Here is an 11,875-nt window from a genome sequence, read left to right as displayed (position 1 = left end):
AGAACGCCGCATTAAGTTATACTCATTCACAATGCTTACCAATAGTGCTAGAGTTTATTTTTCAATGGAGTGGAAAGCTTAGAACTATCAATGGAGTGAGATCATGTCAGATAAAAATTTCAACCCAAGTTGGGAAGGCTACATGGGGGATTTCCTGAAAGGTAATGTCGGGATCAACCAGCTAAAACCCCAACATGAGTTTCTTGACTCTATCGGCTTAGAGAAAGCATTAAGCGATAGATTACCAAGACATAATATGATAGTTGTTAAGCATTTAACGAGATTGGCATTGGCATCAATTCTTTTTAGTTTACCGGTTTCCTTGTATGTAAACTACAAACTTAAACATGATGGCTACTTGACCTGTGACAGAATTTCCTGGATGTCACCAACGACTTATGTGAAAGATTTATCACTTTGTCGATGAGTGGCATTTCCCGCTATACCCGCCAATTAGACAAAAAATACATCAGGATACGTAAAGTGACGCCCCTCACCCTAACCCTCACCCCAACCCTCTCCCACAGTGAGGGGACTGAATGTGCTACAAATTAACGTCAGTAACTGGCCTCGGCACCGCAATAACTCCATCTCGCATAGGGCAGATTTTAATGTGCCACTGATAAACTCCAGCACCGGACTACAGCCCCCTTATTATCAGTCACCAAGCATGCAGCAGACAGACTTCTGCCCCTGACCACAACGCTATTGCATCCCCTCACCCCGTGGGAGAGGGCTGGGGTGAGGGGAAAACCACCAAAATAACGCCCTAAGCGCTGAAGATTGCACCAATCCCACCAAATATCCGCTTTACATGCACACATCGCGCACGTACCATTGAGCTAGTACAAAAGAACTCAAGGCCAACGGCCAATCAGGAGCAATAATGTCTGCGGACACCATCCAGAAGCTTTCCCGCCCTTCCGTCCTCGGTGGCGCGATGATCATTGCCGGCACCGCCGTAGGTGCTGGTATGTTCTCTATCCCTATCGTAACTTCTGGCGTGTGGTTCAGCGGCTCCGTGGCGCTGCTGATTTATACCTGGTTCTGTATGCTGATCTCCGGGCTGATGATCCTGGAAGCCACCATGAATTATCCGGCGGGAGCCAGCTTCCACACCGTGGTCAAAGATCTGCTCGGCAAAGGCTGGAATACCCTTAACGGCCTGTCGATCACTTTCGTACTCTATATTCTGACCTATGCCTATATCTCGGCGGGCGGTTCGATCATCGCCCATACGCTCGAAGGCGTCTTCGGGGCCAACCAAACCCTGTCTGGATTGGTGTTTGCCATCGTTGTGGCCTTTATCGTCTGGTTATCCACCCGTGCCGTGGATCGCCTTAGCACCATTCTGATCGGCGGCATGGTGATCACCTTTGTATTGTCCGTCGGTGATATGTTCACCCACGTGCAGCCTGCCGTATTGTTCAACCAGGGCGGCAGCGACGCCAACTACCTACCCTATGCGCTCGCGGCATTGCCTTACCTGCTGACCTCGTTCGGCTACCACGGCAACGTACCTGGTCTGGTGAAGTATTATCAAAAAGACAGCGGGGCCGTGGTGCGCAGCCTGGTATACGGCACCTTGCTGGCGCTGGCGATCTATATCCTGTGGCAGTATGTGATCCAGGGCAATATCGCCCGTGATGCCTTCAAGCAGGTGATCGCCGAAGGGGGCAACATCGGCAGCCTGCTCAAGCAGATGGGTAACGTTTCCAGTAGCTATGCCGTAGGCCAACTGCTTAACGCCTTCTCTTATATGGCGCTGGCCAGTTCATTCCTGGGGGTGTCGCTGGGGCTGTTTGATTTTCTCGCCGACTTCTTCAAGTTCAAGGATAACCAGGCAGGCCGTACCAAATCGGCACTGGTGACTTTCGTCCCGCCAACCCTGGCCGCGTTACTGTTCCCGAACGGTTTCCTTTACGCCATCGGCTTTGCTGGCCTGGCCGCCACCATTTGGGCGGTGATCGTTCCTGCCATGATGGCACGCGCCAGCCGCCGCCGTTTCCCACAGGCCAGCTACCGTGCTCCCGGCGGCCAAGGCATGATCCTGTTCATCATCCTGTTTGGGGCGATTAACGCCGTGGCCCACGTGCTGACGCTATTAGATCTGCTGCCGGTGTTCAAATAAGCCTCAGGGGCGGCCACGGCCGCCCGTTTTCCCCACTCTTTTTGCGCGCGGCTCTTGCCTGAAAAGCACGGCGCGAGTAACTTGTCGCAACTTCCTAAAATCTATGTTGACAGGGTATTCCAATGGCAAGAGCGAACGAAATCAAGCGCGGTATGGCGATCAATTACAACGGCAAACTGCTGCTGGTAAAGGACATCGATGTCCAGAGCCCAAGCGCCCGTGGTGCCAGCACGCTGTATAAAATGCGCTTCTCCGACGTCCGTACCGGGCTGAAGGTAGAAGAGCGTTTTAAAGGCGATGATATTCTGGACACCATCAGCCTGTCCCGCCGCAAGGTAAACTTCTCCTATATTGACGGCGAAGAGTATGTTTTCATGGACGATGAAGACTACACCCCTTATATCTTCAAGAAAGATCAGATCGAAGATGAGCTGCTGTTCATCCCTGAAGCGGGCTTGCCGGGTATGCAGGTACTGACGCTGGATGGCCAGGTGTTGGCGTTGGAGCTGCCGCAGACCGTGGATATGGAAATTGTTGAAACCGCTCCGGGCATCAAAGGAGCTTCTGCCAGTGCGCGTAACAAACCGGCCACCATGGCGACCGGCCTGACCATTCTGGTACCGGAGTACCTGAGCAGCGGTGATAAAATCCGCATTCATATTGCAGAACGCCGCTATATGAGCCGCGCAGACTAGTCAACGGTAGGGGCGCAACCTGAGTGCGCCCTGCTTTTACTAGAGTAATTCCGGGAAAAACCGCCGCTTTAACGCCAGCTCGACCCCACGAACCTCCGCCAAACCTTTCAACCGACCGATGGCCGAATAGCCCGGATTGGTTTTCTTCTTCAGATCGTCCAGCATCTGGTGACCATGGTCTGGTCGCATTGGGATAGGCCGCAGATCGCCCGCTTTATGACGGCGCTGTTCTTCTGCCAGAATAGCTTCAACCACCGCTACCATATCCACATCCCCTTGCAAGTGCGCCCCTTCATGGAAGGTTTTAGGGTTTTGCTCACGGCAGGTGGCGCGTAGGTGCGTGAAGTGAATACGATCGCCAAAGGTTTCAATCATCCGCACCAGATCGTTGTCCGCACGCACCCCGTAAGAACCGGTACACATGGTGAAGCCGTTATAGATGCTATCTACCGTCTCTTTCAGCCACTGCATATCTTCGATGGTGGAAACAATACGTGGCAAGCCTAGGATTGGGCGAGGTGGATCATCGGGATGCACTGCTAACCTGACACCCACCTCTTCCGCTACCGGCACGATAGCGCGTAGGAAGACGGCCATATTTTCGCGCAACTGCGCCTTATTGATATGATCGTACTCCGCCAGCCTAGCGCGGAACTGATCGAGCGTGTATCCCTCTTCCGCCCCAGGTAACCCGGCAATGATGTTACCGGTCAGCTTGGCAATATCTGCCGTACTCATCGCCTTGAAATAGCTTTGTGCCTGGGCTTGCTCTTCGTCGGTGTAATCTTTTTCCGCCCCACGACGGCACAGGATATGCAGATCGAAGGCTGCAAAGGCGATCTGATCAAAGCGTAAGGCCTTGGAACCGTCCGGCAGTGGGTATTCCAGATCGGTACGCGTCCAGTCGAGGATCGGCATAAAGTTGTAGCACACGGTATCAATGCCACATTCCGCCAGGTTGCGCAGCGATTGTTGATAGTTGGCGATATGACGTTGGTAGTTGCCGCTGTGGGTTTTAATTTCCTCGTGCACCGGGATACTTTCCACCACCGACCACACCAGACCTTTTTCCGCCAACAGAGCCTGCCGCGCCTTGATCTGTTCAACCGGCCACACTTCACCATTAGGGATATGGTGTAACGCGGTCACTACACCGGTAGCACCAGCCTGACGTACATCATCCAGCGAAACCGGATCGTTCGGCCCATACCAACGCCATGTTTGTTCCATTGATTTATCCTTGTAAAAGTCGCTCTGTCATCGTTGAAGCGGTATCGGTGGTGAGGTAGATCGCAAAATCAAATCAATCCTGTTATACCACATTGCAGTAGATATCATTCATCTTTAACCTTACTGATTAGCGGCGTGCTGTCAAAACAGAAACGTCGATTGATTGATCCAACTCACGATCCTGGGATATTTTGGACTGACCAATTTCATTCACCTCTCTACCGCCCTACACTGGCGGTTGTTAACAGATACGCGAGAGCCGGGCATACACCTGCGGCTTACTGGTCTGATAGCTTTATACCAGCGATCAACCGGCCCTTGCTCTCGTCATGGAGCCATTAATGAAAACTATCGCCAACTCACCGTTGCCCGCCAAGACACAACTGCCCCAGTACGATCGCCAAAACCTGCGCAGCAGAATTGTTCACCTGGGCTTTGGGGCTTTTCACCGCGCTCACCAGGCATTGCTGACCGACAGAGTACTCAACCGTAACGGCGGTGATTGGGGGATTTGCGAGATCAGCCTGTTCGGCGGCGATAAGCTATTCCAGACCCTGCGCGAACAGGATCATCTTTACACCGTGTTAGAAAAGGGCGCGGCGGGCGATCAGGCCATCGTGGTGGGGACCGTTCATGAAAGCGTACATCGCAAATTGGAAGGCATCGACGCCGTGCTGGAAAAGCTGGCCGAGCCACAGGTGGCAATCGTCTCCATGACCATTACGGAGAAAGGCTACTGCATCGAACCGGGTAGCGGCCAATTGGACCTGCAACACGACGCGATCAAAGCCGATTTGGCTAATCCGACCCAACCCACCACGGTGCCGGGGATCCTCGTGGAAGCACTACGCCGGCGTCGAGAGCGCCATCTCCCCGCCTTTAGCGTGTTGTCCTGCGACAACATTCCAGAGAACGGCCACGTGGTACGCAATGCGGTGACCGGGCTGGCCAAAGCGCGCGATCCACTGTTAGCCGAGTGGATCGCACAACACGTCACCTTCCCCAGCACCATGGTCGATCGCATCGTTCCGGCCGCTACGCCAGAAACGCTGGATGAAATTGCCGCAGCCCTGGGTGGCGTGCGTGATGAATGCGCTATCGCCTGTGAACCCTTCATTCAATGGGTGGTGGAAGATAATTTTGTCGCTGGCCGCCCACGCTGGGAGGATGCCGGTGTGCAACTGGTGGACGATGTTCTGCCGTTCGAGCAGATGAAACTGCGGATGCTCAACGGCAGCCACTCCTTCCTGGCCTACCTGGGCTATCTGGCAGGTTACCAATACATTGTTGACTGCATGGCGGATGAGCATTATCGCCGCGCCGCGCATCATTTGATGTTGAACGAGCAGGCTCCGACGCTGCAGGTCGCTGGCATCGATCTGGCCGCCTACGCCGAGCAGTTGATCGAGCGTTACAGCAACCCGGCACTGCAACACCGCACTTGGCAGATCGCTATGGATGGCACGCAAAAGTTGCCTCAGCGCCTGCTGGAGTCGATCCGTTGGCATCGGCAATATGGTGGCAGCCATGCGGGGCTTGCGCTTGGCGTAGCAGGCTGGATGCGTTATGTCGGAGGGATTGATGATGCCGGGCAACCGATTGATATCCGCGACCCGATGCTGGCCACGTTGCAGCAGGCCGTTAGCAGCTCACAGGACGGTGAACCCCGCGTGGCTGCATTGCTGGCGTTGAAAAGCGTGTTTGGCGAGCAGTTGCCAGCGGATAGTGCGTTTGTCGCGGAGGTAACACGGGCCTATCTGTCATTGCGCGATCGAGGAGCGCGCCAGACGGTAAAAGATTGGGTAACCACCCAGTTGAATTGATCTCTATCGGCCGCCATGCCAATCAACCAGGCATGACGGCCGTTTGACTGAATGTGGATTAACGGTATTCCACCGTCATTATTCCGAGTTTTTTCTGCTGATCCAACCACTTGATCTCGCTCTTGCCGAGATTCATTGGCAGCTCTTTACTACCGCTCTCCAGACTCGCTAACTGATGTTTGCTGGTATAGTCTTGCCCGTCGCGATAGCATTGCGTTTGTGCCGTTGAGTCAGCGACTTCCACCGTGCAAGGGCCTTCGACAATGGCGCCATAGAAGTGGATCACGCCACCGGTAGCGGCATTGGCCACGCCTGCTGCCAGCCATGAAAACACCATTCCTGCGATCAAAAACAACCGTAAGCTTTTCATGGTCACCTCACTTGTTATTAAGCCAATATAAACCTGAAAAAAGTTCTTGGATTAAGCGCAAGTTAGAGAGGTTTCATCTATTTATCATCAAGTTAGATTGGACTCCACCTCTCTGGCGGCGCATAATTTATTGCCGCAAAATACAGATTTCAAGTCGGAAAAGTCTTAATTTGATACCCAGCAACGGCCAGTTGGCAGACGGCTTACCGTGCGCAATCCTGGTCAGTCGGTTGGGCAATGAAAGGTGTGGATAAAACGAAACAAAGTGCGGGATCTGGGGATGTCATGCCGAGCCCCACTCGGCATGACAGAGGACTTAACGATAAATTACCGTCATTATTGCGAGTTTTTTCTGCGGGTCTACCCACCGCATTTCGGTGGTACCGATATTCAGCGGAAGCTCTTTACTGCTGGCATCAAAACTTGCCAGCCTTTGCGTGCCTGTGTAGTTATGCCCGTTACGATAGCATTGGGTATTCGCCGTTGAGTTACTAACATCTACCGTACAAGGCCCTTCGACAATGGCACCCACGAAGTTGATAACGCCACCTGTGGAACCCGCATGACTTGCTGCCATCCATGAAAACAACGCTCCTGCGATCATAATTAACCGTAAGCTATTCATGGCAACCTCACTTTTGTTAAGCCACTTTAAAGATAGGTTATTTTTTTAGGAATAATCGCAAGGATAGGCGGTTTTTTTCATGGTTAATCGGTGCATTAAGGTCGTGGAAACAATACGGTACGGTACAATTGACTTTGTTAATGCCACGTTTTTTATGGGAAAAGTCCTAACTTTTTAGCGAAAAAAAAACGCCAAAAATGGGCGGTTTTCATGTTTAAATTTGTGATCTGCCCCTCCTATTGGCCAATAGCGATAAAAAAGCCAATAATTGCCCACTTTTAATCAATTGAAAACATCATTAACGGGAATTTCCAAATGACAAAAACCAATCTGATAACCGGCTTTCTCGGTAGCGGGAAAACCACCACCATTCGACACCTGTTGGCCAATAAGCCGGAAAATGAGCGTTGGGCCGTGCTGGTCAACGAGTTTGGCGAGATTGGTATCGATGGTGCCCTGCTGGCCGATAGCGGAGCGGTATTGAAAGAGATCCCCGGTGGCTGCATGTGCTGCGTTAACGGGCTACCTATGCAGGTAGGGTTGAATATGTTGCTGCAACAGGCCAAACCCGATCGGTTACTGATTGAACCTACTGGATTAGGTCACCCCAAGCAGATCCTGGCGCTGTTGACCCAGGAAACCTATGGCGGATGGATCGATTTGCTGGCAACGATCTGTGTGCTTGATCCCCGCCAACTCGGCGAATCTCGCTATAGCGAAAATGAAAATTTCCGCGATCAGTTGGCCGCAGCCGACGTCATCATCGCCAATAAAATGGATACCTGGCAGCCGCAAGATGCCCAGGCACTGGAAGCCTGGCAAACGCTGCATGGCCAGCAGCGGCCGGTCTTTTCCATCGAGCAAGGGCGCATGGATATCACGCTGTTGGATCAACCACGCACCAATTGCACAGAATTGCCGGACGCACAGCATCATCATAGCCACGCCAAGACCCAAGGATTGGCGGCGTTGCGTTTGCCTGAAAACTCCCGCTGGCGCCGCGCTCTTAATCAAGGCCAAGGATTCACCAGCTGCGGCTGGATTTTCGATGGGGAAACCGTCTTTGATACCGTCGGCATGATGGAATGGATCAGGTTAGCTCCGGTTGATCGGGCCAAGGCGGTAGTACGCATTGCCGAAGGCAGTTTGCTGATCAACCGCCAAGGGCAGGATCTCAGTATCGAGACGCGGCCCGCCGCTCCACTCGACAGCCGTATCGAATTGATCCACAGCGACGAGGCCAACTGGAATGCTTTGCAATCGGCCTTGTTTAACATTCGTTTAAGTTAATGCTTTTAACGTTGGCATTATTTTTTTGATTTTTACAGGTTAGCCATGACACGCCGCAATTTACCCTTCATCCTCATGCTCAACGTTTTGGGCATCGTGCTATTTCTTTCCTGGTATTTACCCACGGATCACGGGTTCTGGTTCAAGATTGACTCAGCAATCTTTTTCTTCTTCAACCAACATCTGGCCAGCGATGCCTGGTTTCTGAGAATGGTGGCGATCACCAACAATCGGATATTCGACGTCATTTCGCTCATCGCCATGGGGCTGCTGTACCTTTACTTCTACCTCAAGCAGGATGCCTTTGGCCGCCGCCGTCTGATCGTTACCGGCGTCGTGATGTTGTTAACGGGAGTGGTGCTCAACCAGTTTGGTCACCTGCTGCCGGTAAAACACGCCAGCCCTACCCTGACCTTTGACAATATCAACCGGGTCAGCGAACTCACCGGGATCCCAACCAAAGACGCCTCCAGCGACAGCTTCCCTGGCGATCATGGCATGATGCTGATGATTTTCTCCTGCTTTATGCTGCGCTACTTTAATCGCACGGCATTTGCCATCGCGCTGCTGATCACCCTGGTCTTCTGCCTGCCACGCATCATGATCGGCGCACATTGGTTTACCGATATTGCCGTCGGCTCGCTGTCGGTGGTGATGGTCGGTACCAGTTGGTGGCTGATGACACCGGCCAGCGATGTTGTGATCCACTGGTTGAACTGCCGATTACCCGGTAAGTATCGTCCAACGCAGCCATAACTTTAGATTATGATAGCCGGGAGGCCAGCGCCTCTCGGTGATTTACCTGTCGCATCTTGGTTACTCAACAACCACACCGTTAACATGCCTACCCCATTAATTAACCTCAATCCAACATAACCGCCAAACCGCGTTTTTTTATATGAAGATTTACATTATGTTACATCACAATTTCATATAAAGAATGTCGGAAAAAGGCTCGCAATCCTCACGTCATTCCGGTACTCTCGGATGCGTTTGTGCCTGGTTTGGCTTGGCTCGTTAGTAAAAATCCGAAAACTGTGCGTTCCTGCACATTTCCGATGCTAACTGATTGTCCTTCCTGCCAGTGCCAACTAGTCTCGTTCCGTTTGGTATTTTTCAGATAACGACTTGCGTCGTTAAGGACTTCAAGGGAAAACAATTACAATGGTCAAATCTCAACCTTTTCTGAGATATTTTTTGCGGGTATTACCTGCAATTGCGGCAGCCTTGGTGCTCTCCGCCTGTAGCTCAACAAACACTTCGAAGTTAGATAGATCACAAACTGAGATGCATGCAGTTAATGACAAAAATGGTCTTTTACTGCAAGCCTCTCAGGATGAATTCGAAGCGATGGTGCGTAACGTTGACGTCAAGTCAAAGATTATGGACCAGTATGCTGATTGGAAAGGCGTCCGCTACCGTTTAGGCGGTGAAAGCAAGCGCGGTATTGATTGCTCGGCGTTTGTGCAACGTACCTTCCGCGAACAGTTTGGTATGGATCTGCCCCGCTCAACCTATGAGCAAGAAGATATGGGCAAGCAAATCCAACGCGCCAAACTGCGCCCAGGTGATTTAGTGCTGTTCCGCGCCGGTTCTACTGGCCGCCACGTCGGCATCTATCTGGGTAACGACAAATTCGTTCATGCCTCTACCAGCAGTGGTGTGACAATCTCTAGCCTTTCGGATAACTATTGGGATAAACGTTATCGTGAAGGCCGCCGGTTACTGGGTAAAAGTTCCAGCTAACGGCGTAGTATCTGAATCTGGTCCTGAAAGCCAAACAAACGAGACGAGAACGCTGCCCCAGGGCAGCGTTTTTTTTCACGGTAACGCTGGCGCCGAACAAACCCGCATCGTTATTTTCGATTATCACTGTGCCATAAACCACGCAACGGTTGAAAAAATAGCCTATTATCGTCAAGTGACAGGCCATTTCGTAACGCGCTATTTACGCTGTGCCTAAACAGACAGCCTTAGTGCAAGCCAAACGAATAATGACGCAGGCAGGATTGGTGGGATATATTAATCACCAGCAATATAACAATAATATTTTTATGCTGCGCTCAGGGGGCGAGTGATGGGATTGAAGGGAGCATTTGCACGCCATGCATCCAACACCAGGCGTAGCCTGACTAAAAGCTGTATTGTCGCGGTCGTTTTCTTCATTGTTTTTACCTCTGTCACCTTATTTCTGATCAATCATCAACGCTCGCAATATCAGCATAAAATCGAAAACCGTACGCAAAAATTTGCCGTTAATTATCTCGATCATCTGCAAGAAATGATGCAACAAATCATGCCGCTTACCGGTAAACCCTGCGAACAGGCCCAGTCCGATCTGACCTATCGCGCCGCTTTTACCGCCGGCGTACGCACCTTTGTTCTGGTAAAAGACGGTTTTGCCTATTGCTCCTCGGCAACCGGTAACATGATGCTGCGGATGAGCCATATTTATTCCGAGATCGACTGGCATAAACCACTGGATATGGCATTACAACAAGGCACACCGATGGTGCCTGGAAAACCGGCGATTGCCGTGTGGTTGCGCCAACCAGGGCCAGGCAACACCGGCATATTAGCCACGCTGGATCTCACCTTGGCCCCCTACCTGCTACTCAGTTCACGTGATAGAGATACTCCCGGATTTGCCATCGTGATTGGGGGGCATGCGGTAACCACCTTCAGTTCGAATATGCTGCCACTGGCGCAATTACCTAAAAGCCACGCCAGCCAGCTAGCCGTCCCGGGCTATCCACTGAGTATGATCTTCTATCACCAATCCCTGACGGCTAATGATATCCGTTTGACCGTGTTGGGTAGCCTGGTGCTTTCCCTGATGGTAGGCGTGCTGTATTACTACATGCAGATACTGCGTCAAAGCCCCGAACGCGCGCTGATGAGAGGCATCAAACACAATGAGATCTTTGTTGAATATCAACCAGTGTTCCACTCCGCAACCAACACCATCGCCGGTCTTGAGGCATTGATCCGCTGGCAGCATCCCACCGAGGGGCGTATTCCACCCGATCTGTTTATCCCCTATGCCGAAAGCGAAGGGTTGATCGTGGCGTTGACCCGCCACCTGTTCCGTAGGATCGTGGCCGATATCCCGCAATTGGTACAAGCTCTGCCACGGGGCGCCAAACTGGGCATCAATCTTGCCCCTTCTCACCTTAATGCGCCTTCTTTCCATGACGATATCACCGAACTGCTGGCGAAATTGCCAACCGACTATTTCACCGTGGTGTTTGAAATCACCGAGCGCGGCATGGTGGAAGAACAAAACGCCTTGGAAGAGTTTGAGTGGCTGCACCGCCAAGGCGTTGAGATCGCCGTGGATGACTTTGGTACCGGCCACAGCGCCTTAATCTATCTACAACGCTTCACCCTGGATTACCTCAAGATCGACCGCGGTTTTGTCAATACCATCGGCCAGGATACGGCGACCGCTCCCGTCCTGGACGCAGTGATCTCGCTGTCTAAAAAACTGAACATGCTGACCGTGGCCGAAGGAGTTGAAACTGCCGAACAGGTGAGTTTTCTACAAGAACGCGACGTTAATTTTATGCAGGGCTATTATTTCAGTAAGCCACTGGGTATTGAGGAGTTTGTGGCCTTTTGCCAGAATAAGGCCGTTTTTGATTATCGGGCCGCAGTTAATCCCTGATATTTAAACTTCTTTACTCAGAAAACCAGCCTGAAATGCTATGC

11 protein-coding genes are annotated in these 11,875 nt (G+C 51.8%); 8 read left to right on the top strand and 3 right to left on the bottom strand.

Going from position 1 to position 11,875, the window contains the following annotated elements; genetic code table 11:
• Positions 1-103: 103 nt before the first annotated feature.
• The 3 genes from A6U95_RS01765 (at position 104) to yeiP (ending at position 2,826) form a co-directional block, all read left to right on the top strand.
• Positions 104-427: a DUF1240 domain-containing protein gene (locus tag A6U95_RS01765; protein ID WP_083196287.1), complete on the top strand. Its 324-nt coding sequence runs from the start codon at positions 104-106 to the stop codon at positions 425-427.
• A gap of 459 nt (positions 428-886) precedes the next feature.
• Positions 887-2,131: a tryptophan permease gene (gene mtr / locus A6U95_RS01760; protein ID WP_065683216.1), complete on the top strand. Its 1,245-nt coding sequence runs from the start codon at positions 887-889 to the stop codon at positions 2,129-2,131.
• Between the two features lie 122 nt (positions 2,132-2,253).
• Positions 2,254-2,826 carry an elongation factor P-like protein YeiP gene (yeiP, locus tag A6U95_RS01755; RefSeq protein ID WP_021805861.1) on the top strand — a complete coding sequence of 191 codons (573 nt, stop codon included), beginning with the start codon at positions 2,254-2,256 and terminating at the stop codon, positions 2,824-2,826.
• Positions 2,827-2,865: 39 nt separating this feature from the next.
• On the opposite strand, the gene uxuA is transcribed toward yeiP, so the two are convergent.
• Positions 2,866-4,056: a mannonate dehydratase gene (gene uxuA / locus A6U95_RS01750; RefSeq protein WP_024528053.1), complete on the bottom strand. Its 1,191-nt coding sequence runs from the start codon at positions 4,054-4,056 to the stop codon at positions 2,866-2,868.
• Between the two features lie 341 nt (positions 4,057-4,397).
• On the opposite strand from uxuA, the gene A6U95_RS01745 reads away from it, so the two are divergent.
• A complete protein-coding gene (locus tag A6U95_RS01745; RefSeq protein WP_065683215.1) occupies positions 4,398-5,879 on the top strand; it encodes a fructuronate reductase in 1,482 nt (493 codons plus the stop codon).
• A gap of 58 nt (positions 5,880-5,937) precedes the next feature.
• On the opposite strand, the gene A6U95_RS01740 is transcribed toward A6U95_RS01745, so the two are convergent.
• Positions 5,938-6,249, bottom strand: a complete 312-nt coding sequence (locus A6U95_RS01740) for a type 1 fimbrial protein (RefSeq protein ID WP_065683214.1) — start codon at positions 6,247-6,249, stop codon at positions 5,938-5,940.
• 316 nt (positions 6,250-6,565) lie between these two features.
• Complete coding sequence (locus A6U95_RS01735) at positions 6,566-6,874, bottom strand: type 1 fimbrial protein (protein ID WP_065683213.1); 309 nt, start codon at positions 6,872-6,874, stop codon at positions 6,566-6,568.
• Positions 6,875-7,189: 315 nt separating this feature from the next.
• Between A6U95_RS01735 and A6U95_RS01730 the strand changes: the two genes are divergently transcribed.
• From A6U95_RS01730 to A6U95_RS01715, 4 genes are all read left to right on the top strand, one after another.
• The gene (locus tag A6U95_RS01730; protein WP_065683212.1) at positions 7,190-8,164 is read left to right on the top strand and encodes a GTP-binding protein; all 975 of its coding nucleotides are present in this window, start codon (positions 7,190-7,192) and stop codon (positions 8,162-8,164) included.
• Between the two features lie 45 nt (positions 8,165-8,209).
• Complete coding sequence (locus A6U95_RS01725) at positions 8,210-8,920, top strand: phosphatase PAP2 family protein (protein ID WP_065683211.1); 711 nt, start codon at positions 8,210-8,212, stop codon at positions 8,918-8,920.
• 408 nt (positions 8,921-9,328) lie between these two features.
• Positions 9,329-9,910, top strand: coding sequence for a bifunctional murein DD-endopeptidase/murein LD-carboxypeptidase (gene mepS / locus A6U95_RS01720; RefSeq protein ID WP_024528047.1), 582 nt, complete (start codon positions 9,329-9,331; stop codon positions 9,908-9,910).
• A gap of 331 nt (positions 9,911-10,241) precedes the next feature.
• Positions 10,242-11,831, top strand: coding sequence for a cyclic di-GMP phosphodiesterase (locus A6U95_RS01715; RefSeq protein ID WP_065683210.1), 1,590 nt, complete (start codon positions 10,242-10,244; stop codon positions 11,829-11,831).
• Positions 11,832-11,875 lie beyond the last annotated feature (44 nt).

The sequence above is a fragment of the Serratia sp. 14-2641 genome (assembly GCF_001692375.1).
Classification (GTDB): domain Bacteria; phylum Pseudomonadota; class Gammaproteobacteria; order Enterobacterales; family Enterobacteriaceae; genus Chania; species Chania fonticola_C.
The sequence above is the reverse complement of the archived record's forward strand: the minus strand, read 5'-3'. Positions and strand labels throughout refer to the sequence as shown.